General features: G+C 28.3%; 25 protein-coding genes. 2 read left to right on the top strand and 23 right to left on the bottom strand.

What is annotated here, in order from left to right; all coding sequences use genetic code 11:
- Window positions 1–101: 101 nt before the first annotated feature.
- Genes topA through RDX53_RS04665 form a run of 4 tightly spaced genes read right to left on the bottom strand, consistent with a single transcriptional unit; the run spans window position 102 to window position 5,255 of the window.
- A complete protein-coding gene (gene topA / locus RDX53_RS04680; protein WP_195929080.1) occupies window positions 102–2,180 on the bottom strand; it encodes a type I DNA topoisomerase in 2,079 nt (692 codons plus the stop codon).
- Between the two features lie 24 nt (window positions 2,181–2,204).
- On the bottom strand, window positions 2,205–3,329 hold the full coding sequence (dprA, locus tag RDX53_RS04675) for a DNA-processing protein DprA (protein ID WP_195929078.1): 1,125 nt from the start codon (window positions 3,327–3,329) through the stop codon (window positions 2,205–2,207).
- 9 nt (window positions 3,330–3,338) lie between these two features.
- On the bottom strand, window positions 3,339–4,871 hold the full coding sequence (locus RDX53_RS04670; RefSeq protein WP_295572607.1) for a YifB family Mg chelatase-like AAA ATPase: 1,533 nt from the start codon (window positions 4,869–4,871) through the stop codon (window positions 3,339–3,341).
- Between the two features lie 12 nt (window positions 4,872–4,883).
- The gene (locus RDX53_RS04665; protein ID WP_195929074.1) at window positions 4,884–5,255 is read right to left on the bottom strand and encodes a YraN family protein; all 372 of its coding nucleotides are present in this window, start codon (window positions 5,253–5,255) and stop codon (window positions 4,884–4,886) included.
- A gap of 133 nt (window positions 5,256–5,388) precedes the next feature.
- On the opposite strand from RDX53_RS04665, the gene RDX53_RS04660 reads away from it, so the two are divergent.
- Both RDX53_RS04660 and RDX53_RS04655 read left to right on the top strand, forming a co-directional pair.
- Window positions 5,389–5,559 carry a hypothetical protein gene (locus tag RDX53_RS04660; protein ID WP_243269525.1) on the top strand — a complete coding sequence of 57 codons (171 nt, stop codon included), beginning with the start codon at window positions 5,389–5,391 and terminating at the stop codon, window positions 5,557–5,559.
- A 33-nt stretch (window positions 5,560–5,592) separates the two neighbouring features.
- Window positions 5,593–6,672, top strand: a complete 1,080-nt coding sequence (locus RDX53_RS04655; protein ID WP_307993770.1) for a CapA family protein — start codon at window positions 5,593–5,595, stop codon at window positions 6,670–6,672.
- A gap of 127 nt (window positions 6,673–6,799) precedes the next feature.
- Here RDX53_RS04655 and RDX53_RS04650 read toward each other — a convergent pair whose 3' ends face one another.
- From RDX53_RS04650 to RDX53_RS04560, 19 genes are all read right to left on the bottom strand, one after another.
- On the bottom strand, window positions 6,800–7,426 hold the full coding sequence (locus RDX53_RS04650; protein WP_195929072.1) for a hypothetical protein: 627 nt from the start codon (window positions 7,424–7,426) through the stop codon (window positions 6,800–6,802).
- 167 nt (window positions 7,427–7,593) lie between these two features.
- Window positions 7,594–8,613 carry an alpha-hydroxy-acid oxidizing protein gene (locus RDX53_RS04645; protein WP_195929070.1) on the bottom strand — a complete coding sequence of 340 codons (1,020 nt, stop codon included), beginning with the start codon at window positions 8,611–8,613 and terminating at the stop codon, window positions 7,594–7,596.
- Between the two features lie 64 nt (window positions 8,614–8,677).
- The gene (locus RDX53_RS04640; RefSeq protein ID WP_195929068.1) at window positions 8,678–9,445 is read right to left on the bottom strand and encodes a ribonuclease HII; all 768 of its coding nucleotides are present in this window, start codon (window positions 9,443–9,445) and stop codon (window positions 8,678–8,680) included.
- A gap of 163 nt (window positions 9,446–9,608) precedes the next feature.
- On the bottom strand, window positions 9,609–10,910 hold the full coding sequence (gene brnQ, locus RDX53_RS04635; RefSeq protein WP_195929066.1) for a branched-chain amino acid transport system II carrier protein: 1,302 nt from the start codon (window positions 10,908–10,910) through the stop codon (window positions 9,609–9,611).
- Between the two features lie 304 nt (window positions 10,911–11,214).
- The gene (ylqF, locus tag RDX53_RS04630) at window positions 11,215–12,114 is read right to left on the bottom strand and encodes a ribosome biogenesis GTPase YlqF (RefSeq protein WP_195929064.1); all 900 of its coding nucleotides are present in this window, start codon (window positions 12,112–12,114) and stop codon (window positions 11,215–11,217) included.
- A 179-nt stretch (window positions 12,115–12,293) separates the two neighbouring features.
- Window positions 12,294–12,647 (bottom strand): 50S ribosomal protein L19, encoded by a 354-nt coding sequence (gene rplS / locus RDX53_RS04625; protein WP_195929062.1) that lies wholly within the window; start codon window positions 12,645–12,647, stop codon window positions 12,294–12,296.
- 96 nt (window positions 12,648–12,743) lie between these two features.
- The gene (gene trmD, locus RDX53_RS04620; RefSeq protein ID WP_195929060.1) at window positions 12,744–13,439 is read right to left on the bottom strand and encodes a tRNA (guanosine(37)-N1)-methyltransferase TrmD; all 696 of its coding nucleotides are present in this window, start codon (window positions 13,437–13,439) and stop codon (window positions 12,744–12,746) included.
- Window positions 13,440–13,447: 8 nt separating this feature from the next.
- Window positions 13,448–13,960 (bottom strand): ribosome maturation factor RimM, encoded by a 513-nt coding sequence (rimM, locus tag RDX53_RS04615; protein ID WP_195929058.1) that lies wholly within the window; start codon window positions 13,958–13,960, stop codon window positions 13,448–13,450.
- 63 nt (window positions 13,961–14,023) lie between these two features.
- Entirely contained in the window at window positions 14,024–14,251 is a 228-nt protein-coding gene (locus RDX53_RS04610) for a KH domain-containing protein (protein ID WP_195929056.1), read from the bottom strand.
- 44 nt (window positions 14,252–14,295) lie between these two features.
- The gene (gene rpsP, locus RDX53_RS04605; protein ID WP_195929054.1) at window positions 14,296–14,544 is read right to left on the bottom strand and encodes a 30S ribosomal protein S16; all 249 of its coding nucleotides are present in this window, start codon (window positions 14,542–14,544) and stop codon (window positions 14,296–14,298) included.
- A 44-nt stretch (window positions 14,545–14,588) separates the two neighbouring features.
- On the bottom strand, window positions 14,589–15,941 hold the full coding sequence (gene ffh, locus RDX53_RS04600) for a signal recognition particle protein (protein WP_195929052.1): 1,353 nt from the start codon (window positions 15,939–15,941) through the stop codon (window positions 14,589–14,591).
- Window positions 15,938–16,306 carry a YlxM family DNA-binding protein gene (ylxM, locus tag RDX53_RS04595; RefSeq protein WP_195929050.1) on the bottom strand — a complete coding sequence of 123 codons (369 nt, stop codon included), beginning with the start codon at window positions 16,304–16,306 and terminating at the stop codon, window positions 15,938–15,940. The genes ffh and ylxM overlap by 4 nt, the downstream gene beginning before the upstream one ends.
- Window positions 16,307–16,405: 99 nt before the next feature.
- Complete coding sequence (gene ftsY / locus RDX53_RS04590) at window positions 16,406–17,788, bottom strand: signal recognition particle-docking protein FtsY (RefSeq protein WP_195929049.1); 1,383 nt, start codon at window positions 17,786–17,788, stop codon at window positions 16,406–16,408.
- Window positions 17,789–17,803: 15 nt separating this feature from the next.
- Window positions 17,804–21,358 carry a chromosome segregation protein SMC gene (gene smc / locus RDX53_RS04585; RefSeq protein ID WP_295572588.1) on the bottom strand — a complete coding sequence of 1,185 codons (3,555 nt, stop codon included), beginning with the start codon at window positions 21,356–21,358 and terminating at the stop codon, window positions 17,804–17,806.
- 20 nt (window positions 21,359–21,378) lie between these two features.
- Window positions 21,379–22,446 carry an elongator complex protein 3 gene (locus tag RDX53_RS04580; protein ID WP_195929045.1) on the bottom strand — a complete coding sequence of 356 codons (1,068 nt, stop codon included), beginning with the start codon at window positions 22,444–22,446 and terminating at the stop codon, window positions 21,379–21,381.
- Window positions 22,447–22,460: 14 nt separating this feature from the next.
- Entirely contained in the window at window positions 22,461–23,162 is a 702-nt protein-coding gene (gene rnc / locus RDX53_RS04575; RefSeq protein ID WP_195929043.1) for a ribonuclease III, read from the bottom strand.
- 137 nt (window positions 23,163–23,299) lie between these two features.
- Window positions 23,300–23,821: a CD1247 N-terminal domain-containing protein gene (locus tag RDX53_RS04570; protein WP_195929042.1), complete on the bottom strand. Its 522-nt coding sequence runs from the start codon at window positions 23,819–23,821 to the stop codon at window positions 23,300–23,302.
- Window positions 23,822–24,109: 288 nt separating this feature from the next.
- Window positions 24,110–24,667 (bottom strand): elongation factor P, encoded by a 558-nt coding sequence (gene efp / locus RDX53_RS04565; RefSeq protein ID WP_195929040.1) that lies wholly within the window; start codon window positions 24,665–24,667, stop codon window positions 24,110–24,112.
- A gap of 342 nt (window positions 24,668–25,009) precedes the next feature.
- Window positions 25,010–25,786 (bottom strand): shikimate kinase, encoded by a 777-nt coding sequence (locus tag RDX53_RS04560; protein WP_195929038.1) that lies wholly within the window; start codon window positions 25,784–25,786, stop codon window positions 25,010–25,012.
- Window positions 25,787–25,976: the final 190 nt, after the last annotated feature.

The raw sequence follows: 25,976 nt of genomic DNA, 5'->3' as shown, positions 1-25,976 counted from the left end.
ATACAATGTAATCTTAACATATTTCTGTAATCAATTCAATAATATAATTAAATATTTCAAATTTTCACTCATTTTAGCAATATGATTGTTTGATAATACCTCTATTCTTCTTTAACAATACGTTCATGTTTACAATCCTTATTTGAACATACTATTTTAGTACCAGATTTAGAGTATTTCTCATACATATAAGATCCACATTCTTCACAAGGTTCTTCTACAGGTTTGTTCCAAGCGACAAAATCACACTCAGGATAGTTTGAACATCCGTAAAATACCTTTTTCTTTTTACTTTTTCTCATTATAATGTCCCCTTCTTTACATTTTGGACATTTAACACCTATTTTATTTACTATAGGTTTTGTATTTTTACATTCAGGATAATTTTTGCAAGCCATAAACTTTCCAAATCTACCGTATTTTATTACCATATTTGAGCCACAAAGTTCACAAATCTCGTCAGTTTCTTCATCCATATTTACTTTTTCTATATTTTCTAAGGCTGTTTTAATCGCTTCTTCTAGTGGTGAATAAAATTCCTCAACTACGTGTTTCCACTCAGCATTGCCTTCTTCAATTTGGTCTAACTGTGATTCCATATCAGCTGTAAAGTCAACTTCCATAAATTTGTGGAAATTCTCATCTAGTATTTTTGTCACTATTATACCTAACTCTGTTGGAAGTAAACTTGTACCTTCCTTTTCAACATATTCTCTATTTAGTATAGTTGTTATTGTAGGTGCATAAGTACTTGGTCTTCCTATTCCAAGCTCCTCTAAAGTTTTTACTAAACTAGCTTCAGTATATCTTGGTGGAGGAGATGTAAAGTGTTGTTGAGGGTCTTGTTTTTGTATTTTTAAACTCTCTCCTTCACTTAAACTTGGAAGTATTTTATCTTCTCTATCTGTAAAATTATAAATTTTCGTATATCCGTCAAATTTAAGTTTAGACCCAGTAGCTTTAAATACTAGATTTTCAATATTACATTCTACATTTAATACATCAAATATAGAATCTTCCATTTGACTTGCAACAAATCTTCTCCAAATTAAATTGTATAATTTATATTGATCTTTGCTTAAAGAATCTTTGATACTATCTGGAGTTCTCTCTACAGAAGTAGGTCTTATAGCCTCATGGGCATCTTGAACTTTCTTTTCTTTTTTGCCTTTACTGTCTTTTGTGTGGTCTTTGTAGTAGTTTTGACCTATTGAATCTACTATATAATCTTTTGCTTTTTCTCTCGCTTCTTCAGATATTCTCTTAGAGTCTGTTCTTATATAAGATATAAGACCTACTGTGCCTTCTCCCTTTATATCTATACCTTCATAAAGTTCTTGGGCAACCATCATAGTCTTTTTAGTCGTAAAGTTTAGTTTATTTGCAGCATCTTGTTGAAGCACACTTGTTGTAAATGGCTTTGGAGCTGATTTTCTACGACTTTTAGATTCTATTTTGCTTACAGTCAATTCTGCGTTGTTTATAATATCTAATATTTTATTTACTTGAGCTTCATTTTCTAAATCTATTTTCTTGCCGTCTTCTCCATAGAATTTTAATGTAAATTCTTCTCCGTCTTTATTTAAGACAACTAATTCTATAGTCCAATATTCTTTAGGTATAAAAGATTTAATTTCTTCTTCTCTTTCACATATTAATTTAGTTGTGACAGATTGAACTCTACCTGCACTTAAACCTTTTCTCACCTTTTGCCATAATATAGGACTTATTTGATATCCTAGTAATCTATCTAAAACCCTTCTCGCTTGTTGTGCATCTACTAAGTTTAAGTCTATATTTCTAGGATTTTTTATTGCATTTTTAATAGCGCCTTTTGTTATTTCATTAAATTCTATCCTACATTTTTCATCTTCATCTATATTTAAAATATAAGATAAGTGCCATGATATAGCTTCCCCTTCTCTATCAGGGTCGGTAGCTAGATAAACTTTTTTAGCTTTTTTAGCTTCCTTTTTTAGCTCTTTAATCACATCACCCTTACCTCTTATATTTATATATTTTGGTTCAAAATTATTTTCTATATCAACACCTAGTTGGCTCTTTGGTAGGTCTCTTACATGTCCTACTGAAGCCTTAACTGTGTAGTGACTTTTTCCCAAAAACTTTTCTATTGTTTTAGCCTTAGCTGGCGATTCGACAATTACTAATGCTTTCGCCATGTTTTTACACCCCCACTTTTTATGTTAAACATTAAATCCATAAGTCTTATTTTCCATTTCAATAATATAGTCATCTATTAATAGTTCATTTATATTTGAGTTTATTGTTTTTATATCAATTCCAGTATAATCACAAATATCATCTATTTTTATATTACCATTTTGTCGTATTGAGTTTAAAATTTCCTGTTTTTCATAATTTAAACTCTTAATATCATATTCTATACTATCTTTGCAATTATTTAAAGTACAAAATTTTTTCATATGGTCATAATATACGCGATGTTGTGTTATATCCTTTAACTCTCTTACTATTAATGCACCTTCAAAAAGTAAATCTAAACAACCTCTACTTTTAGGGTCATCTATTCTTCCAGGTATTACAAATACTTCCCTTCCTTCATTATTTGAGTATCTAGCAGTTGATAAAGCGCCACTCTTTTCAGCAGCTTCTATTATAAAAGTAGCTTCACTTATACCGCTTATAATTCTATTTCTCATAATAAAATTTAATGGAGTTACATCTGTGCCTAAAAAAAACTCTGATATTATTGCTCCACCATTTTCTAAAATCTTATTTGCTGTTTTTAAATTTACGGCAGGCCTTATATTATCAAGAGGACTTCCCAATATCGCAGCTGTTTTTCCATATTTACCTTCCATACATGCAAGATGAGATTCACAGTCTATCCCTATAGCAAGTCCACTTACAACATGCATACCACAATCAGATAATTCTTTTGTAAATTTTCTTACATATTTAAGACCGTATTTAGTCGGAGTCCTAGATCCAATAACTGATATAACGTTTCCCCCTTGTAAAAAAGAAATATCCCCTTTATAAAATAATATAGGCGGTGGCTTAGAAATATGTTTTAATCTCTCTGGATAATCATCATCTTCAATACATATGTAATGTATTTGCTGTTGTTGTAAAACCGCTTTTATTTTTTCTATTCTTTCAGGACTTCTATATTTTACTATATTTCGTGATAATTTTAAATTTATTTTTTTATTTTTCAAAATCTTATCTTTTTCTAAATACATTAAATTTATTAATTTTTCAAATTCATTTTTTAAAGAAATTATGTCTTCTTGGGTAATTCTATATATCGAACTTAAGAATAAATACATTTCCCTCTCTTCCATATTATCACCTCATTTAAAATATTTATAATATCCTTTTCTATATGAAAAAGCTTCTAATATATGATTTTTTTGTATTTCTTCACATACTTCTAAGTCTGCTATTGTTCTAGCAGTTTTAAGTAATTTTGTATAACTCCTATTGCTCAATTTATATTTATTAAATATTTTATTTGCTGTATTTTTACCTTCTTTATTTAACTTGCAGTAGTTGTTAATTTGATATGAGCTTATTTCATCATTGTTTTTTATATTGCTATTTTTAAAACGCTCTATTTGTATATCTTTAGCTTTTTGTACTCTATTTTTTATTGTTTCAGATGTCTCATTTAGATTATTTTCATTAAATTCTCCTATTTCAATTCGATCTACATCTAAAAATATATCAAATCTATCTAATAGTGGTCCTGATATTTTATTTTTATATCTCATTATTTCACTAGCACTACATTTACATTCTGTGTTAGACATAAAATACCCACATGGACAAGGATTCATAGCTGCTACAATCAAGGTATTGCATGGATATTTAATGTGAAACTTTAATCTAGATATACTTATTGTTCCGTCTTCTATCGGTTGCCTTAGCATGTCTAAAGTTTTTCTATTAAATTCAGCTAATTCATCTAAAAACAATACACCCCTATGAGCTAATACTATTTCCCCTGGGGTAGCTTTTGCCCCTCCTCCAAGCAGCGAAATATTTGTTGCACTGTGATGTGGAGCTCTAAATGGTCTTTTATTTATAATTCCTATATCGTTATTTATAAGTCCCGCTATACTGTATATTTTGCTTATTTCCATCATTTCATCTTTATCTAAATCCGGCATTATAGTTCTTATTCTTCTCGCCATCATTGTTTTGCCACACCCTGGTGGTCCCATTAAGATAACATTATGATTTCCCGCTGCTGCAATTTCAAGCCCCCTTTTTACAAAATAATTACCTCTTACATCAGAAAAATCTTCTTCATAGCCTTCATTTTCTGTATCGATATCATAAATTTTTAATATAGAAGTTAAATCAAATTTTTCTCTACTATTTATATATGATATACATTCTTTCAGATTTTTTATTGGTATTATCTCTATACCATCTACATATGAACTTTCTTTTAAATTATCATATGGAATAAATATTCTTTTATATCCATTTTGTTTTGCACTCAAAACTATAGGCAAAATACCTCTGACTTTTTTTAATGTTCCATCTAAAGATAATTCACCTACAAATATTGTCTCGTCAAAATATGATTTTTCTCTTTTTATATAATTTATAAGAAGTCCAATAGATATAGGTAAATCTAATAAAGACCCTTCTTTTTTTATATCTGCTGGTGATAAATTCACCACTATTCTCTTTGTTGGAAATTCAAAGTCGCTATTTATAATTGCTGATTTTACTCGTTCTTTTGCTTCTTTTATTTCAATACTAGCTAAGCCTACTATATTAAAACAAGGCATCCCTCTAGTAATGTCGACTTCTACATTTACAATAAAGCCATCTATTCCAATTAGATTACATGAATTCACTATACTTAACATAACTATCCTTTCTTAAAATGCATTTTCTATATGATTTATTTTTTCTTCAATAAAATAAATCTCAATCACATCAAATCTTATTTCATAGTTTTTTAAATTATTTGTGGAAATATAATATTTTGCAACAGAAGTTATTTTTGATGCCTTTTTATAATCAACTGCTTCACATGCAAGTCCATAATCTTTAGACATTCTAGACTTTACTTCCACAAATATTATTTTGTTTTCTAATTTTGCGATAATATCAATTTCACCAAATTTAGTTCTATAATTGCTACAGATTATAGTCATTCCTAGTGATATTAAATATTTTTTTGCTATATTTTCCCCTATTTTACCTTTTTTAACATTATCTAAATTTTTAATCATTTTATAAATTTCCATATATACCACCCAAAATCTTTTTTGTATTTTAGTCATAAAGGTTACAATATATACACTTTTACAAGTTTTAATTGAAAAATTTTACAAATAATTATACGATAAATATTATAAACATTTCTATTGGAGGGTAAAAATGGGAAGTAACAGAAATAAAAAGAAAAAAAAATCAAAAATTAATCGTAAAAATCTAACAATTGTATTAGCAGCTTTAGTAGTATTTTTAGTTGCTATTGTTGCTGGAGTTAAATCATTTAATAAAGGGGATAATGTTGCTAAAGTAAATAAAACTACTGAATTAACTTAATCACAAAATAATGAAACTTACAGCGCATCTCTAATTGCATGTGGTGATGTAATGGCTCATTCACCTCAACTTGATGCACAATATAATCCGAGCACAAAACAATATTCTTTTGAAAATAATTATAAATACGTAAAAGAATATGTCCAAAAAGCAGATTTAGCAATAGCTAACTTAGAAACTACACTTGCTGGTAATGATGTATATAATTACAGTTCTTATCCAACATTTAATACGCCAGATTCACTTGCAGATGCATTAAAAGATACTGGATTTGACTTATTATCAACTATCAATAATCATAGTTTTGATATGTCTAGCTTAGGTGTTGAACGTACTTTATCTACATTAAAATCAAAAGGATTTGATACTGTAGGTACTCGTCAAAAAACATCAGATGATGATTACATAATAGAAAATGTAAACAATATAAAACTTGGCATTACATCTTATACTTATGGAGAAATTAAAAATGGAACAAAATATTTAAATGGTATAAAAGTTTCTAGTGATAAAACTGATTTAATGAATGTATTTGATACTTCTGATGTAAATAAGGCATTTGATACAATTTATTCTACTGTTAAAAAATATCAAGATGATACAGATATGCAAATAGTTATAATTCACTGGGGAGATGAATATAGCAGAACACCTAATAATTTTCAAAAGAAATTAGCTCAAAAGTTATGTGATGCTGGAGTCGATATTATAATAGGATCTCATCCTCATGTTGTAGAACCTGTAGAGACAATAAAATCAACTGATGGTAAAAATGAAACACTTGTTATTTATTCTTTAGGAAATTATATATCTAACCAAAGAAGAGAATATATAAGCATGTATACAGAAGATGGTCTTATGGTAGATATAAATATCGAAAAACAAGGTAATAATGAAGCTAAAGTTAAAAAAGTTACTTGTATACCAACTTGGGTAAATAAATACGAATCTAGTGGCAAAAGCGTTTATGAAATAATACCTGTTGCCGATAATATATTAGAAAAAACAACATATATAGATCAAAGTTATCTAAAACAATCTTATAAAAATACATCTGAACTTATAAAAACAGATGATAAAATAAGCATTGTAAAGAGTCCATTTGAAAATTAAATAAACTAAATAAAAGCTAGGTAGATTCATATTCTACTTAGCTTTTTTAATTTCTACAAAATTCACTTCATTTATTTATCCACCGACTTTATCTATTGCTTATGATAATAAGTTTTAAATAATAAATTTATTCAAAATAAACAAATCCACCTTCATTTTTAGTAGTTTCAATCCATAAACTTAGATTTATTTTTTTTAATATTCCTTCATCACAAATTGTAATTTCTAATTTATCATCCAAGTTGCAATATAAAACACCTACTACCGTAACCCAATGCCATGCATCTAAGTTTTTTTCTTTGCCATTGTCTAAATTTAAAAATGCGATTGGATGGCCTTTTTCTAATGCTTCATCTAAAAATTTAAATACTTCTTTATTTGAAGGTCTTTCCTCAACTTTTTTCGGTATTTTTAAAAAATTGGATTTTATATTTTTATGTTGTCTCGAGTTTATATATTTTTCAAATCCTTCTAAAAATAATTCAATTGTATTTACTCCTCTTCCAATCTGAGGTGTTATAAACTCCCAAACATCATTCATTAATACTAAAAATTCTGATTTACTATAATGTTGAAATTTGTCTATATTATTTTTTATATCCTCATACATAATAATCGTTGAAGCAGTTGTAGGACCACATCCTGACATTCTTCTCCATTTTGTTTCAAACCACTCTTGATTTCCTCCAAAATAAGTATAATCTTCAATACTATCTTTTATTTTCAAAAGCTCTAAGTCTAATATTCTCTCCATTCTCACCCTTTTCACCCGCTTTTTATAGAATTGCCAAAATATAGATTAATCCCTATATATTATTTATATTATCATATTACTTAAATTGATATTGTTTTATTTTTAATATTATTTAAAAAAGAGGCTAAATAACGCCTCTTTTTACATATATTGATATTTTTTAATTTTTATTTACTAAATATTACTCTTTCATCTATATCAGCTATAGTAGCACATCCAGTAAGTCTCATAGTCGCCTCAAGCTCAGATATTATTTTATTTACATAAATCTCTACACCTTCAGTACCGCCACCAAAAGATGCTGTTACAAATGGTCTACCGATTAATACACCATCTGCTCCTAAAGCTATTAATTTTAATACATCAACACCTGTTCTAACTCCACCGTCAGCAAGTATTATAGTTTTCCCTTTTACAGCTTTTGCTATAGCAGGAAGTACATCAGCTGCTCCTGGAGTACAGTCTAGTACTCTACCACCATGATTAGATACAACTATTGCATCTACACCAGCTTCTGCCGCTAATATAGCTTCATCTACTGTCATAAGTCCTTTTAGTATAAAAGGTAGTTTTGTAGCTTTTTTTAATTCTTTTATTTTATCTAAAGTTTTTGGTTCTACATTTTTACCGTGAAGCGATAAAGTAACTAATCCACATGCATCTACATCTACACCAAGCGCAAATACACCTGCATCTTCTGCTAATTTCATTTTTGAAATTATAGCATCATTTTCCCATGGTTTTATAAATGCTATACCATCTGCATTTTTTTCTTTTAATACTTCTAAATTATCAGTCAAGAAAGTTTCTATTGCAGTATCTCCTACCATTGGATATATTCCAGCTTTTAAACATCCTTCTATTACCCATGATATATATTCTTTTTCAGTATATTTTCCACCCATATTTAAAGTAGTTCCTGATACTGGAGCTGCAAATATAGGAGCTTTCATTTTTTTGCCAAACATTTCTACTGATGTATCTGGATTTTTAACATTGTGTAAAACCCTCATATTTATTTTGACTTTTTCTAGACTTTTTATATTTTCAGTAAATGCTACACCTGTTCCTTTTCCACCCATTCCTGGGACCTCACCTGAACATGCTATACCATTACATACTTTACATACTTTACAACTTCCATTTAAGTTTTCTCTTGCACTCTTTAAGACACTTTTGTAATCCATATTTAATCCTCCCAAATAGTATTTTTAAATTTTTAGTTAATTTATCTTCTAATTCTCATAGTAATTATAACACATTCTTTAAGAAACTCTTTCTATGAATAGGAGTTATACCATATTTTTCAATAGCCTCATAATGCTCTTTTGTTCCATATCCTTTATGATGTTTAAATCCGTATTGTGGATATATTTCATCATATTTATACATAAGTCTATCTCTTGTAACTTTGGCAAGTATACTAGCGCCTGCTATAGATATTGATTTAGAATCCCCTTTTATTATCGGAAATTGTTTTATATCTAAATCAGGTATTGTAACTGCATCTAAAAGTAAATAATCTGGCTTTTTACTTAAGGCATTTATCGCTTTATTCATAGCCATATATGTAGCATTTAAGATATTATATTCATCTATTTCATCATTTTCTACAATGCCTATTCCATAATCTAATGCCTGTTCTTTTATTATGTCGAATAATTCATCCCTTTTTGCTTCAGAAAGCTTTTTAGAGTCATTTATGTACGGAATTTTTGTTCCTTTTTCAAATACTACTACACTGGCTACTACTGGTCCTGCTAAAGGCCCTCTTCCAGCTTCATCAACTCCTCCTATATATAAATATCCATTTGCATATCCTTCATTTTCAAATGTATTTATAAACTCAAGTCTCTCTTCTTCTTTTTTTATTTTTTCTAATTTTTTACCTAAGCTCTTAGCTATATTCTGAACTGATTTTCTATCATCTTGATTCAATAATTGTATATATTCTACATATTGATCTTCATTTAAATTATCTACTATCTCTTTTATTTCTTTTACACTTTTATTTTTCATAATACACCTCTTTTTTTATATATTAATATTTTTATAGTTATTATGTAATTTTTAATTAATTATTATTTTATTATACTTAGTATAATACAAAAAATCGCCAAGGAACTCAATATACATTAAATTCCTCGGCGATTTATATAAATAGTTTATATATTTTTATATATTAAACTGCAATTTCTTCTGAATCTTTATCTTGAACTTTTTTAGATGATTTTATAAAGAATCCTATAAGTCCACCTATTATTGCTGGCACTACCCAACAGAAACCTAAGTTTGCAAAAGGTAATAAATTTATAAAGTCAAAGTTCATACCTAAATCATTACCTGCCATAAGTATACCCATTAATAGCGCAACGTAAGTAGCACCTTTAACTACATTATCATTTTTAAAGTATTTATTAAATATAGTTACTACTATTAATACTATTGTTGCTGGATATATTAAACTAAGTATTGGAGCAGATATTTTTATTATAGTTCCAACTCCTAAAGTTGATATTACTAAACTTAATAAGCATACAGTTATTACTATATGTTCATATTTTAATTTATTTTTAGTTAAGCCTGAAAAATACTCTGCTGTAGCAGATGTTAAACCAATAGCTGTAGTTAAACATGCTAGCGTTACTATTAAAGATAAAACTACTTTTCCTGGAGTACCAAGTAAAGCAACTGTTATAGCAACTATTAATGCTGATTGCGATACATCTACTCCATATTGAGTTGATACTGTCGCTCCAAGATAAGTAAGACCTCCGTATACAAGCGCTAGACCTAACGCAGCTATAAATCCTGCTTTTAATAAAATATTAACTCTATCTTTTTCTTTTTTATATCCTTTTTGTACTAAACTTTTTATTAATACAGCCGATAAACATATCGCTCCTAATGCATCTAACGTTTGGTATCCTTGTAATATTCCTTCACTAAATACATTTTCTATGGCAGCATCATTTAAATTTCCTATTGGATTTATTATACCAATTACTATTAAAGCTAATAAGCAAACTAATAATGCTGGTGTTAAATACGAACCAATTATATCTACCACTTTAGATGGCTTTATTGTTAAAGCCAATGTTATAGCAAAGAATATTGTCGAAAATAATACTGCATTGAATCCCGGTATAAGTGGTATTATCCCCATTTCAAAAGTTGTAGCAGCTGTTCTTGGTATTGCAAGAAGTGGCCCTAAGCATATCATTATAGCAGAACCTAAAATTATCGCAAATAATTTACCCGCTCTACCAAATACTCTTCCCGTATCTCCATCAGATTTAGCTGATGCTAATATAGCAAGTAGTGATAAACCTACGTCAGCTAGTATAAACCCTAAAAATCCTATTAAGAATTTATCTCCTGTTATAACCCCTAAGTAAGGCGGGAATATTAAGTTTCCTGCTCCGAAGAACATAGCGAACAGGGCAAAACCAGTTACAATTATGTCTTTATTTTTTGTATTCATAATTATTCCTCCTAATATTGTTGTCTTACTGATTACTCTATTATACATACATTAGCTTTAATAGTCAATATAATTTAAATATATTTAAAATTTAAATTATACAGACAATTCAGAGTAATTTTTATTTTATTTTTATACATCTAAATACATATAATTATCATAATACAGCTTTAAAATATCATAAGAATTACTTTTTTAAAGCATAGTATTATTACTTTTTCTTTTCTATAATATATAAAAAAGCTGGTCTTGAATATTTAAGTTTAAGTATTCAAGACCAGCTTTATATATTTAATCAATTAATTTATGCTTCTTCTATATCTTCAGGCACTTCTAGAGTTATTTGACCTAATTTACCTTCTCTAAACTCATTTAGAACTGTTTTTGCTATTCTTGTATAGTCTAATTCATTTCTTCCTAAGATGAATCCTCTTTTTCTTCCTATCATCTCCATAGTTTCTAGTGGTTCTTCACCTAGAGAATCTAATTTATATCTAGCTTTTAACTTCTCTGGCTCTATCTCAGACATTTTTTCTATGAATTTTAGTCCTAAAGTATCTATATCTAGTATTTCGTCTTTTATAGCTCTTGTAAATGCTAAATTTAAAGCTATTTTTTGATCTTCAAATTTAGGCCATAATATACCTGGTGTATCTAATAACTCTAAGTTTCCTTTAAGTCTAACCCATTGTTTACCTTTTGTTACACCTGGTCTATCTCCTGTTTGAGTACTTTTTCTTCCTGTTAATTTATTTATAAGAGAAGATTTCCCTACATTTGGAACACCAACGATCATAACTCTTATCGCTCTTTCTTTTCTTCCCTTTTCTTTTAATGCATCCATTTTTTCTTTTGTAGCATTTTTACATTCTTCTACAATTTTATTTACTCCGTTACCTTTTAGAGTGTCTACTGGTATAGCTTTTATACCTTTACTTTGATAGTAGCTTATCCATTTATTTAATTTAGCTTTGTCAGATAAATCACTTTTATTTAAAACTACTACTCTAGGTTTATTTTGTGCTAATTTATCTATCTCAGGGTTTTTACTACTAAGTGGTATTCTAGCATCTAAAAGCTCTATAACAACGTCTACAAGCTTTAAGTTATTTTGTACCATTTCTTTAGTTTTTTTCATATGTCCTGGATACCAGTTTATATGTAGATTATCATCTTTTAAATATTCTTCGTAATCTCTTGTCATGTTCTCACTTCCTTTTTATTAGTTATATTTTATAAAACTCTCTTTATTTTAACATTTTTAAAGATGTATATTTTTATTTATATTATCTCTAATAATTTATGTATTTATTAGTTTATTTCTCCATATAAGACAAAAAGGAAAGCTCTTTCGAGATTTCCTTTTATTTTAATAAAGATTTATTATCTTTTAGTTCTAGCTTCTTTAACTTTAGCAGCTTTACCAGTTCTAGTTCTTAAGTAATTGATTTTAGCTCTTCTTACTTTACCTTTTCTAGTAACTTCTATTTTTTCTATTTTTGGTGAATGAACTGGGAATGTTCTTTCTACACCTACGTTGAAAGATATTTTTCTAACAGTGAAAGTTTCTCTGTTTCCTCCACCTTGTCTTTTTATTACAACACCTTCAAATACTTGTACTCTTTCTCTTTTTCCTTCTACTATTCTAACGTGTACTTTTACAGTGTCCCCAGGTCCAAAGTTAGGAACTTCGTTTTTTAATTGTTCTTGTTCTAATGATTTTATTAATTCGTTCATTTTTTTCCTCCTAGTATTCATAGACATTCTTAATTACTGACCAGTGTAACAGAGGAATGCCCGTAGTCTCGACTTTTCATATTATACTATAAAAAATTATTTCTTACAATACTTTTTATATAAATCTTTTCTTCTTTTTTTGGTAATTTCAATAGATTGTTCTTTTCTCCACGCCTCTATTTTTTGATGGTTTCCAGATAATAATACATCTGGTACACTTAGTCCCATAAATTCTCTCGGTCTAGTATAGTGTGGATATTCAAGCAGGTCATTTTCGAATGATTCATCTTCAAATGACTCATTTTGATTTAATACTCCTGGAATAAGCCTAGCTATAGCATCTACAAGTATAAGAGCTGGCAATTCTCCTCCAGTAAGTACATAATCTCCTATTGATATTTCGTCTGTAACTATTAAATCTATTATTCTTTGGTCTATACCTTCATAATGTCCACAAAGCAGTATAATGTCTTCTTCTTTTGAGAATCCTTTTACAATACCTTGTCTCAATGTTTTTCCTTTAGGAGTTAAGTATATAACTCTTGGATTTTCTATATTATGAGTATCTACTATGTGCTTATATGTATCATAAATAGGTTGAGGAGTCATAAGCATACCTGCCCCACCTCCAAAAGGATAATCATCTACTTTTTTATGTTTGTTAGTAGAGAAATCTCTTATATTGTATACAAACACTTCAATAATTCCCTTTTCTATAGCTCTTTTCATTATACTTTCTCCAAAGTATGAATTAAATATCTCTGGAAAAAGTGTCATTATATGAAATCTCATCTTGCCACCTAATCAAGCATTCCTTTTATAGGATCTATTATCATTTTATTTTGATCTAAATCAATAGTTGGTACGAATTTTTCAATTGATGGTATTAAGTATTCTTTTTCTCCAGATGAAACTACATATACATCATTTATAGCATGTTGCAATACATCTTTAAGAACACCTACTTTTTCTCCGTCCACAGTGAAAACATCTAATCCAATTAAATCAGATACGAAAAATTCACCCTCTTCTAATTCTCTACCTTGTTCTCTTCCGATATACATATTTTTAGTTTTTAATTTTTCCGCTAATTCTATAGAGTCGATATCTTTTATTTTCATTATGACCATGTTACCTTTGTATCTAACTCTTTCAACTTCGTATTTATTATTTAAATTTTTATCTATATAAAAATACTCTAATTCATCAAAACGGTTTATATCGTCAGTATATGGGTAAACACGAACTTCACCCTTTAAACCTTGTGTATTTACTATTTGTCCTATTCTAAAGACAGTTAATTTTTCAGTCATTTTGTCACCTCTTTTTACATTTTTAGTATATACAAAAAGGATTAGGCATATACCTAATCCTTTTTATACTATCTCAAGAGAAACCTTAAGGTGCTCTTTATTTCCAGCAGATTTTAATACAGTTCTAATAGCTTTAGCTATTCTCCCTTGTTTTCCTATAACCTTGCCCATATCTTCTTGAGAAACTGAAAGTTTAAGGATTATTTCACCTTTTTTTCTTGTTTCCTCAACTGTCACCTCATCAGGATTATCAACTAGAGCCTTAACTATATCGATAACTAGCTCTTTCATATTTTCCATCTCCTAAAATGTTTCAATAAAATAAGTTACGTTTCTTATTTTGCTATTATTTCTTGGCTTTGTAATAATTTTTTAACAGTTTCAGTAGGTTGTGCACCAACACCTAACCATTTTTTAGCTTTTTCATCGTTTATTTTTATTTGTTTTGGTTCAGAAACTGGATTGTAGTATCCTATTTCTTCTATGAATCTACCATCTCTTGGAGCTCTTGAATCTGCTACCACTATTCTGTAGAAAGGTTTTTTATTTGAACCCATTCTTTTTAATCTTATTTTAACTGCCATTTGGCCACCTCCGAAATTTTTTTCTATTTTAGTTTTTAATTTATTTATTTAAAGAAAGGAAGTCCGGGAAAACCGCCTCTTTTCTTCATACCTTTACTATTAGAAGTAAACATCTTCATCATTTTTTTCATTTCATTTAATTGTTTTATTAGTTTATTTACTTCTTGTACACTTGTCCCACTACCTTTTGCTATTCTTCTTTTTCTAGATGCATTAAGTATTTGTGGATTTCTTCTTTCTTCAATCGTCATAGATTGTATTATGGCTTTTACTCTGTTCATTTCTTTGCCATTCATATCTACGTCGCCTAATTGATTTTTTATATCTCCCATTCCTGGAATCATTCCAAGAATCTTGTCCATAGAACCCATCTTTTGGATTTGTTCCATTTGATCTAAGAAATCTTCAAAATCAAATTCTTGTTTTTTAAGCTTAGCACCTAGTGCTTTTGCTTTTTCCATGTCCATAGTTTCTTGAGCTTTTTCAATTAAACTTAAGACATCACCCATTCCTAAAATTCTAGAAGCCATTCTGTCTGGATGGAAAGGTTCTAAATCATATAATTTTTCACCCATACCTATGAATTTTATAGGTTTTTGTGTTACAGCTCTTATCGAAAGTGCTGCCCCACCTCTAGTGTCACCATCTAGTTTAGTAAGTACAACTCCATCTATACCTAAAGCATTGTCAAAACTTTCAGCTACGTTAACTGCATCTTGACCTGTCATTGAGTCGACTACTAAAAGTATTTCATGTGGTTTGACTTCTGATTTAATAGATTTTAATTCATCCATTAATTCTTCATCTATATGAAGTCTACCTGCTGTATCTATTATAACTAAATCGTTGTTGTTTTTCATAGCATGACTAAGTCCTGCTTTTGCTATATTAACTGGGTTTTCTTTATCGCCCATGTTAAATACTTCTATGCCTAAGCTTGAACCTACAACTTCTAATTGTTTTATCGCTGCTGGTCTATAAACGTCACAAGCTACAAGTAATGGTTTCTTTCCTTGTTTCTTGAAATATCCGCCAAGCTTTCCTGATGTTGTCGTCTTACCTGCCCCTTGTAAACCTACCATCATGATTATTGTTGGTGGTTTTGAAGATATTGTTATTTTACTTTGAACATCTCCCATTAAAGCAGTAAGTTCTTCATTTACTATCTTTATAACATGTTGTGCTGGAGTTAAACTTTCCATAACTTCTTGTCCAACACATCTTTCTTGCACTTTTTTTACAAAATCTTTTACGACTTTAAAGTTTACATCGGCTTCAAGTAATGCAAGTTTTACTTCTCTCATAGCAGCCTTTACATCTTTTTCAGTAAGTTTTCCTTTTGATTTTAACTTACTAAAGGCACCTTGCAATTTATCAGATAAACCTTCAAATATCATTTTAACAACTCCCTACATATTTCTTCTATATTTTCTAGCTTAGGGATTAAATCAGCACAATCTCTATTGTGCAATAAATCTTCTTTTATGTCAATAATTTTCTCCCTAATAGATTTAAGGAATTTTTCTTGGTCTTTTAACTTAGCTACTAAATGTAGTTTACTTTCGTATTCTCTAAGTATTTTCTCTGAACGCTTCAATGTGTCGTAAACTCCTTGTCGTGATACACCTAAGTTTTCACTTATCTCTCCTAATGAATAATCTTCTTCATAGTAAAGAGATACCATTTCTCGTTGTTTGTCAGTCAATAGCTCTTTGTATTGCTCAAACAACAATCCAATCTCAACCATTTTTTCTATGTTCATAACAATCACTTCCAAGACCTTACTGTAAAGGTTCTTTACTTTACACATTGTATTTTATATCAAATAAATACTCTTGTCAACATTTATTTTATGCTAAGTTTAACCGAATAGAGCATCTACAAACGATTTAGAGTCAAAATCTTGTAAATCTTCCATTTGTTCCCCTACACCTATCAATTTAACAGGTACATCTACTTCTGATTTAACAGCTAAAACAACTCCACCTTTTGCTGTTCCGTCTAGTTTCGTCAGAACTAATCCTGTTATATCACATACTTCTTTAAAGCTTTTAGCTTGTGATACTGCATTTTGTCCAGTAGTCGCATCAACTACTAGTAAAACTTCTTTTTTAGCTTCTGGATATTCTCTATCTACTATTTTAAATACTTTACCTAATTCATTCATTAAGTTTGATTTATTGTGAAGACGTCCTGCTGTATCACAGATTAATACGTCTACCCCTCTTGATTTAGATGCTTTTATAGCATCAAATATTACAGCTCCTGGGTCTGCACCTTCTTGATGTTTTATTATATCTACATTACATCTATTTGCCCATACTTCTAATTGGTCTATAGCAGCTGCTCTGAATGTATCTCCTGCAGCAAGTAATACTTTTTTACCTTCTGACTTATATCTATGAGCTAATTTACCTATTGTTGTAGTTTTTCCTACACCATTTACCCCTACCATTAATATTATAGTTGGACTGTGTGATGCATCTAACTTAGTATCATCTTTAGATAAAATATCTTCTATTATTAATTTTAATTCTTCTCTTACGTCTTGTGGATCTGTTATCTTCTTACGTCTTATAGCATCTTCTAATTTTTTGATTATATCCATAGTAGTATTAACGCCAACATCAGCAGTTATTAAAACTTCTTCTAAGTCTTCTAAAAGTTCTTCATCTACTTTTGTGTATGCTTTTAATACTTCATCTACTCTATCTGTTATACCTTGTTTAGCTTTTGTTAAACCTTGTTTTAATCTGTCAAACAGACTTACTTTTTTAGGCTTTTCTTCTATTGTTTCTGTTTCTTCAATTTCCTCTACAAACTCATCTTCTTGTTCTATATCTTCTTCTATTTCTTGAGATTGTTGAGCTTCTTCAGCTTCTTCTACTTCTTCAGATTCTTCTATTTCTTGAGCTAATTCTTCTTTTATTTCTTCAATTTCTTCATCTGAAGTTTCTAATTCTTTTTCTTCTGCGACAACATCTACAGCTTTTTCTTCATCTTGTGATTTTTCATTAATTATTTCTTCTTGTTTTTCATATTCTGTAGATATTTCGTCTTCATCTGCACTTTGAACTTCAATATCTTCTGCTTGTTCTTCAATTTCTTCTTTTAAATCATCAGAGTCATTTTGAGCTTCTTCTAATTCAGAATTATCATCTTCTTCAACTTGTATTTCTTCTACTGATTCTTCTTGTATTTCTTCTTTTTTCTTTTTCCCAAAACCAAAAAGTTTTTTAAACATACTATTTCCTCCATTTTATACTATATCTGTCATTTTATGTGCTTCATGAAGGTCTAAGCTAATTACTTTTGATATAGCTTTTTGCTCCATTGTAACACCATAAATATAATCGGCTGCTTCCATTGTACCTCTTCTATGTGTTACTGCTATAAACTGAGTATCTTCTGATAATTCTTTTAAATACTCTCCAAATCTAAATATATTGGCATCATCTAGTGGCGCCTCAATTTCATCTAAGATACAAAACGGCGTAGGTTTAGCTAATATTATTGCAAATAAGATACTTATAGCTGTTAATGCCTTTTCTCCACCTGATAGTAAGTTTAGATTTTTCATCTTTTTACCTGGTGGCTTAGCAGTTATTTGAATATCACTTTCAAGTATATTATCTTCGTCTAATATTGTAAGCTCTCCTTCTCCACCTCCAAATAGTCTTTTATATACGTATTTGAAGTTTTCGTTTACTTGAGTAAATTGTTCTTTAAATTGAACTTTCATATTCACTTCAAGCTCCTCTATGATTTTTTCTATTGCATTTATAGATTCTTCTAAATCTGTTTTTTGCTCGCTATAGAAATCATATCTCTCTTTAGTTTCTTTGTATTCATTTATAGAATCTATATTTATATTTCCAAGACTTGCAATTTCTCTTTTTATAGATTCAAGTATTTTTTTATTTATTTCAATAGAATCATCTCTAAATTCTAAAGCTTTTACATAGCTTAAGTCATAATCTTCAAATAATCTAGTTGTATAACTTTCTTTATTTGCCGATAATCTCTCCATTTTTGATTCTATTTTAAATTCACTTTGTCTAAGCTCCATGCTCTCTCTTTCAAAAGCCTTTAATTTTTTATTTAAATCATTTATATTTTCTTTAAATTTATTTTTAGCTTGTTGAGCATTATCCATCTCTTTATTTTTCTTTAAAAGTTCTTTATTTAAATTTTCGCTCTCTCTTTTTTGGATTTGAGCTTCATTGCCTAGACTTTCTATATCTTTTTGTAGATTTTCTATAGAATTTTTATTTTCGATAATTTTCTTATTAGTATCATCTACCTCTTCTTTAATTCTATTTATCTCAGCATCTGTAGATTTAAATATTTCGCTTTTTTGAACAAAATCTAATTTTAAACTTTCAATTTGCTTTTTATCTTTATCGAAATCTTCATTTTGAGACTCTTGCATTTTGCTAAGTTCTTCAATTTGCTTTTTATTTTCAATTTCTTTTAATTCTATTTGTTTTATATTTTGTTCTATATTTTCTATTTTATTAGATGTATAGTCTAAATTTGATTTTAGACCATTTTTTTCTTTTTGAAGCTTTTCAATATTTTGATTTAATGAGTCTATTTCATATTCCATTGATTTTAATTTAGTATTTTGTCTTACGATTTCTTTTTCTAAATTATTTATATCAATTTCATATTTTTCTATTTCTTTTTTAGTATTTGAAATAGATTCAATAACTCTTTGTTTATTTTCTAGATGTTTTTCATTTTCTATTTTTATACTTTGTATCTTTTCCTCAAAGTCATTTATAAGTCTTTTTCTAGATAATATGTTTGTAGTAGTTTTTAAACTTCCTCCTGTTAAAGACCCACCTGGATTTAATATATCTCCATCTAAAGTGACTACTTTAAATCTATGGTTAGTTTCATTTGCAAACTTTATACCTTCATCCATATTATCAATTACTATAGTTCTACCTAATATACTTTCAATTATATCTCTATATTTTTCATCAAAAGAAACTAAATCACTTGCTACTTTTATATATTTTGTCTTTGCATTTATAGTTTTTTCATCTATTCTCTTAGATTTTATAACATTCATAGGAAGAAAAGTTACTCTACCCATATTATTTTTCTTCAGATAATTTATTGCATTTTTCGCTGCATATTGATCTGTAGTTATAATATTTTGCATATAAGCTCCTAGGGCAGCTTCTATTGCCTTTTCATAAGCTTCTTCAGTAGTTATAACTTGTCCTAATGCTCCACATATACCGGATAAGTTTTTATTTTTTAATACTTCTTTAACACCTCTATTGAAGCCTTCATTGTGTTTTTCCATGTCTATGTATATTTGTAGTTTAGAAGAGTATTCTTTGTGAGAATAGTTGTTGTTTTGTATTTTTAAATCTATATCTTTATTTTTAAGTCTATAATTTTCTAAATTATTTTTTAAATTATTTAAAGATATAGTTTTATCTTTTAGATCTTTTCTAATCTCACTTATTTTTTCTTCTTTTTCTATATAAATAGATTTCTTTTCTTCTAATGAAGTATTTATATCTAAAATATTATTTTCTATTGCTTCATTTCTAGAATTTATATTTTCAATATTTGCACCTAACATAGATAAACTATTACTTAAATCTCTTTTTTCATTTAAATAAGTTATTATATTATCTTTTAAGTTCTCTAAATTTTTAGTTAAGTCATTTAATTTAGCTTCTTTTTGACTAGTCTTTTGTTCTATATCGTAAATATCTTTTTCTAATATAGATATAGCTTCTTTATCTACTTGTCTTTTACTTTGTAATGAAGCTAATTTTTCATTGTCTTGTTTTAACTTAAGTTCAAATTCTTCTAAAGTCTTATTATTATTTTCTATATTAACTTTTGAGTTAATTATTCTTTCATTTATAAGAGAGATGTGAGAATCATTTTGATTTATTACATCTTTTATAGAGTCTATGTATTCGCCAAGTTTTGATATATTTTGTTCTAGTTTTTCTATCTCCTCATTAGCTAGTTCTACATTTTTGTCCATTTTTTCTCTTAATTCTTCTTTTTCATTTAACTCTTTTGCAAGTATTGTCTTTTGCTTTGTTATTTCTGATAACTCTAAATCTATTTTTTTAATTTCTCTTATATAGTTATTTACTTCTAGTTTTTTTAGACTTTCTCTAAGTTCTAAATATTTAAGAGCCTTTTTTTGTTGAGTGAAAAGAGGTTTTATCCTATTTTCAATTTCTATATATATATCTTCTATTCTCTCTAAATTTTCTTTAGTATTTTTTAGATTTTTTTCAGCTTCAATTTTTTTATATCTGTATTTTGATATACCGCATGCTTCATCAAAGACTTTTCTTCTATTAGCTGGGTTATTGCTTAATATTTCATCTACTTTCCCCTGCTCTATAATAGAGTATCCATCTTTACCTATTCCTGTATCTAGTAGTAATTCCTTTATATCTTTTAATCTACAAGCTTTGTCATTTAAAAAGAATCCACTCTCTCCATTTCTATAGGCCCTTCTCTTTATAGTAACTTCACTAAAGTCGATATTTAACTTTTGATCGCTATTATCTATAGTTAAAGCTACTTCACAGTAATTCATAGGTTTTTTATCTACTGTACCAGCAAATATAACGTCTTCTAGCTTATCTCCTCTAAGACTTTTTATACTTTGCTCTCCTAAAACCCATCTAACTGCATCAGATATATTACTTTTTCCACTACCATTTGGTCCTACAATCGCTGTTATTCCTTCGTTAAAATTTATCTCTGTCTTTGTTGGAAAGGATTTAAATCCCTTTAATTCTAATCTCTTTAAATGCACTGTTTCATCTCCCTTCAAAACTAAAGGTTATATATCTCTAATAATTTAGCATAAACTTCATTCATATTTACACTAAAGCTGCCTTTTGATGATGATATTACTAACTCATCTATTTGTAAATCTGTAGGCATTGTTTTAAGGTTTATATTGTGTTTTTCTTTCATATATATTTTATTTGATTTTTTATTTCCTACTATTTTAGAAATATTTTTGTTATTTGTATTTACTATAAGCTCTTTTTCTATATTATTTTCTTTTACGATATAGTCTAAGTAGTCTTTTATCATCTCAGCTTCTGCTAACTCTCTAAATGCAGGATGGTATGGCCCTGCGACAACACCTTTTCCAAGTTGTATATCGTCAGTAGCTTGAAGACCAACTCTTATTACGTTTATATCGTTAATATAAAATAAAACTAATAATTTTTTAACTATATTTACACATTCTTCTAAAGAAAATGGAGTGTATTCTCCTCTTTCTAAAAGAGTTTCAAGCCCCGTATCTTTAACTACTAATGTAGGGTATATTCTTACACAATCAGGTTGTAATGATATAAACTTTCTCGCAGTTTCTATACATTTTTCTTCTGTGTCAGAAGGAAGTCCTACCATCATCTGTAGACCTAATTTTATATCGTGTTTTTTAATTAATTTTGCACTTTTTATTACTGATTCTATATCATGTCCCCTTACACTGTCTATAAGTACTTTAGCGTCCATAGATTGAACACCTAGCTCTATAATGCTTGCATCATATTTTTTAAGTCTTTCTAATATAGGGTCACTTATACAGTCAGGTCTTGTAGACATTCTTATTTCGTGGACTAACCCCTTATCTACATATTCTTTTGCAACTGATAATAATTCATTTTGACATTCTTCTTCGATTGCAGTAAAGCTTCCTCCGAAAAATGCTATCTCTACATTTGTATCTTTATCTATAGTTTCTAGACATTCTTCTATTATATTTCTAGCATCTTGTGCTGTAACTTCAGTACTTACTCCTGTTATTTTCTTTTGATTGCAAAATATACAATCATGAGGGCATCCTCTGTGTGGAACAAATATAGGTATTATTCTTTTTTTCATTTAAATAGACCACCTTACATTTTTTTGTCTAGTGCGCATTTTGCAGCAACTTGCTCTGCGTCTTTTTTACTTTTACCTTCTCCTACGCCTAATACTGTATCATTTATGCCGACTTCCATAACAAATCGTTTGTTGTGATCTGGTCCTTTTTCTTCGATTAATTTATACCAGATATTATTTTCGCCGTTGCTTTGAAGTACTTCTTGAAGGCAAGTTTTATAATCTCTAAATATTTTTCCTTTTATAGAGTCATTTATTATTTTATCCATATAAGTTAATATGAATTCTCTAGCTTTATCTAATCCACCATCTAAATAAATAGCTGCTATAACTGCCTCTAGAGCATCTGCAAGTATAGATATTCTCTCTCTACCACCTGTAGCTTCTTCTCCTTTACCTAAAAGCATATATTTACCTAGGTGTATATCTTTAGATACTTCACTTAAAGATTCTTCACAAACTATATTGGCTCTTATTTTTGTAAGCTCCCCTTCTGGAAGTTTTGTTTCTTTTTTGAATAAGTAATCACTTATTACTATACTTAAGACAGAGTCTCCTAAAAACTCTAATCTTTCATTAAAAGCATAGTTTTTATTTTCATTTGAATAAGAACTATGTGTTAAAGCTTCTAATATATATTCTTTATTTGTAAATTCATAATTTATATTTTCTTCAAATAACGATATGTTATTTAATATCCTTTTATTAATTTTCATTAAACATCCTCCAAATTAATTGTTTTGTTAGATCAATCTCAATATAATTAAAACATATTTACTTTAAAAAACCTATGAAGATTTAAACTTCATAGGCGCTTTTTAAACCAAACATTCATTGTTAAAAATTACAACTGTTATTCATTATCTTCTTCGTGTATTTCTACACCACAACCACAGCATCCACCTTCATCATCACAATCACCACACTCATCATCTTCAGATGATAATATAACTGCGTGACAACTTGGGCAAACAACATCTACTGAGTCGTCAAATAATAATTCTTCATCAATTTCTACGATTTCAGAACAATTTGGACACTCCATTTCTATGAAACTTAATTCTTCGTCGTCCTCTTCTTCTTCGTCATCGTATTCATCGTAGTCGTCTTCATCATCGTAGTCTTCATCTTCGTCATAAAGCCACTCTTCTAAATCTTCTACGTCTTGTTGTAATTCTTCTACTTCGTATTGTAATTCTTCTACTTGATCTTCTAAGTCTACTACTGAATATTCTAATTCTTCTACAGTATCGGCAAAACTTCCTAATATCTCTACTATTTTGCTAATCATTTTGCCTTCTTTACTCTTATCATCGATATCTAATCCTTCAGCTAAACCTTTTAAATATGCAACTTCTTCACCTAGTTTTTTCATGATAAACCTCTCCTTTTGCATTTTTTATATCTTGTAGAAAATCATTATTAAAATTTTTTAAAGTAGATTTTCATTAAGATAGATTTTTAACACGTTACCAAAAATCGTATGTATTATAATTTCTAAGGAATACAATTTAATTCCTTTAAAAAATTTTATTTTGTGCTTATTAAAGTAAGTAAATTGTATTTTTCTTATTTATTAAGCATTATTTATCTTTAGTATGTGTTATAAAAAAGCTCATATACCATTAATATTGGATATATAAGCTTTTTTTATGCTAAAATATTAAACTCTTGATAAATATTCTCCAGTTCTAGTATCTATTTTTATTTTATCTCCTTCATTTATGAATAAAGGTACTTGAACTACTGCTCCAGTTTCTACTGTAGCTGATTTAGTAACGTTACTTGCTGTATCACCTTTTATACCTGGTTCAGTTTCAGTTACTTCTAATTCTGCAAAGTTTGGTGCTTCTACTTGGAATGGTTGTCCTTGGTAGAATCTTATTGTAGCTGCTTCATTTTCTTTTAAGAATTTTATAGCATCTTCAACTTGCTCATAGTTTAGTGGTATTTGGTCGAAAGTTTCTTCGTCCATGAAGTAGTATAATTCACCATCATTGTATAAATATTGCATTTGTTTTGTTTCTATTATTGCTTTTGGGAATTTATCACTTGGGTTGAAAGCTTCTTCTCTTATAGCTCCTGTTTTTAAGTTTTTGTATTTAGTTCTTACGAAAGCTGCACCTTTACCTGGTTTAACGTGTTGGAAATCAACTACTAAACATGGTTGACCATCCTTTTCGAAAGTTACACCTTTTCTAAAATCTCCTGCTGTTACCATTGTTATTCCTCCATCTAAATAAATTTCTAATGTTTTATCAGTTTTATTATATATATGTTATTCAGATTGTCAAGTTTTTATATAAATTAACAATCTCATATACTATAATATCATAAATTATCTCGAGTAAACAAGGTTTTAACTGTCTTTAGTTTATTATATTTTGTTTCTATATTATAATTTTGACTTTCTATATAATATTTATTCAACGTTTACAATAAAATCTTTAGTCAAAATTCTTTCAAAACACATATTTCCTTAAAATTTACAATAAATAAAATCCTTCCCAAATTATATATATAAAAGGAAGGATTTTTTGTATTAATTATTTATTTTTTCTTTTTATAAAGTCGTCAATTTGCTTACTACTTCTTCTGCTATAACATGTATAGGCTTATTATTTGTATCTACTACTATATCTGCTATAGATTCATATCTATCTTTGCGTTTTTCCATTAAATCTTTTATATATTCAACATTCATATTCCCATTTAATAGGGGTCTTTCATTACTATATTTTACTCTTTCATATATAGTCTCTGGTGATGCTGTAAGTAGTACTATTTTTCCGTTTTTTTTCATTAATTCGACATTTTCATCTTTCATAGGCATTCCACCTCCACAAGAAATTATAATTCCCTGTCTAGTTTCTAATTCTCTCAATGCATTATTTTCACATCTTCTAAAATACTCTTCTCCTTTTCTTTGGAATATTTCATTTATAGTCATATCTTCTCTTTTAACTATAAACTCATCAGTTTCTAAGTCCTGCATTTCAAGTATATGGCTTAAATATTTTGCTATAGTAGATTTCCCAGATCCCATAAATCCAATCAACATTATATTATATGGAAATAAATTTTTAGCTTGATATTTTTTTGCATTCTTTACAACATATCTAAATATGTTCATAATTTCATCTTGATATTTATTATCTTTTAATTTTTTACATAGTGCTATTTCTTTTTTACCTTCATATTCTGGTTGTAGTATAGGCATACCTTTTTCTTTTTTGTATTCCATTATTTCATCTATACAATCCATTCTTTTTGACAAAATTTTTATAATTTCATCATCATACATACTTATTTTTGCTCTTACTTTGTCTATATTATCCATATATATACCCACCCTATCTAATTGTATTTTTACTAAATTATAGCAATATGTTAATAAATTTTCAACAAAACCTGCAATTTAAAAGTCTTTTTTTCAAATTTTCTTTATTTTTTAATTTTTAGTTTTTATAATAGAAATTTTATTTCATTTTTTAATATTTTTATATATTTTACTTTTCTTTTTTAATATC

It is taken from the genome of uncultured Intestinibacter sp. (assembly GCF_902468165.1).
Lineage (GTDB): Bacteria > Bacillota > Clostridia > Peptostreptococcales > Peptostreptococcaceae > Intestinibacter.
Note: the sequence above shows the minus strand (reverse complement) of the source record. Positions and strands in the feature narration are given on the sequence as shown.

Coding starts and splice junctions, on each gene's coding strand:
- topA (WP_195929080.1), bottom strand. CDS start 2,180: ATGGCGAAAGCATTAGTAATTGTCGAATCGCCAGCTAAGGCTAAAACA.
- dprA (WP_195929078.1), bottom strand. CDS start 3,329: ATGGAAGAGAGGGAAATGTATTTATTCTTAAGTTCGATATATAGAATT.
- RDX53_RS04670 (WP_295572607.1), bottom strand. CDS start 4,871: ATGTTAAGTATAGTGAATTCATGTAATCTAATTGGAATAGATGGCTTT.
- RDX53_RS04665 (WP_195929074.1), bottom strand. CDS start 5,255: ATGGAAATTTATAAAATGATTAAAAATTTAGATAATGTTAAAAAAGGT.
- RDX53_RS04660 (WP_243269525.1), top strand. CDS start 5,389: ATGGGAAGTAACAGAAATAAAAAGAAAAAAAAATCAAAAATTAATCGT.
- RDX53_RS04650 (WP_195929072.1), bottom strand. CDS start 7,426: ATGGAGAGAATATTAGACTTAGAGCTTTTGAAAATAAAAGATAGTATT.
- RDX53_RS04645 (WP_195929070.1), bottom strand. CDS start 8,613: ATGGATTACAAAAGTGTCTTAAAGAGTGCAAGAGAAAACTTAAATGGA.
- RDX53_RS04640 (WP_195929068.1), bottom strand. CDS start 9,445: ATGAAAAATAAAAGTGTAAAAGAAATAAAAGAGATAGTAGATAATTTA.
- brnQ (WP_195929066.1), bottom strand. CDS start 10,910: ATGAATACAAAAAATAAAGACATAATTGTAACTGGTTTTGCCCTGTTC.
- ylqF (WP_195929064.1), bottom strand. CDS start 12,114: ATGACAAGAGATTACGAAGAATATTTAAAAGATGATAATCTACATATA.
- rplS (WP_195929062.1), bottom strand. CDS start 12,647: ATGAACGAATTAATAAAATCATTAGAACAAGAACAATTAAAAAACGAA.
- trmD (WP_195929060.1), bottom strand. CDS start 13,439: ATGAGATTTCATATAATGACACTTTTTCCAGAGATATTTAATTCATAC.
- rimM (WP_195929058.1), bottom strand. CDS start 13,960: ATGACTGAAAAATTAACTGTCTTTAGAATAGGACAAATAGTAAATACA.
- RDX53_RS04610 (WP_195929056.1), bottom strand. CDS start 14,251: ATGAAAGAGCTAGTTATCGATATAGTTAAGGCTCTAGTTGATAATCCT.
- rpsP (WP_195929054.1), bottom strand. CDS start 14,544: ATGGCAGTTAAAATAAGATTAAAAAGAATGGGTTCAAATAAAAAACCT.
- ffh (WP_195929052.1), bottom strand. CDS start 15,941: ATGATATTTGAAGGTTTATCTGATAAATTGCAAGGTGCCTTTAGTAAG.
- ylxM (WP_195929050.1), bottom strand. CDS start 16,306: ATGAACATAGAAAAAATGGTTGAGATTGGATTGTTGTTTGAGCAATAC.
- ftsY (WP_195929049.1), bottom strand. CDS start 17,788: ATGTTTAAAAAACTTTTTGGTTTTGGGAAAAAGAAAAAAGAAGAAATA.
- RDX53_RS04580 (WP_195929045.1), bottom strand. CDS start 22,446: ATGAAAAAAAGAATAATACCTATATTTGTTCCACACAGAGGATGCCCT.
- rnc (WP_195929043.1), bottom strand. CDS start 23,162: ATGAAAATTAATAAAAGGATATTAAATAACATATCGTTATTTGAAGAA.
- RDX53_RS04570 (WP_195929042.1), bottom strand. CDS start 23,821: ATGAAAAAACTAGGTGAAGAAGTTGCATATTTAAAAGGTTTAGCTGAA.
- efp (WP_195929040.1), bottom strand. CDS start 24,667: ATGGTAACAGCAGGAGATTTTAGAAAAGGTGTAACTTTCGAAAAGGAT.
- RDX53_RS04560 (WP_195929038.1), bottom strand. CDS start 25,786: ATGGATAATATAGACAAAGTAAGAGCAAAAATAAGTATGTATGATGAT.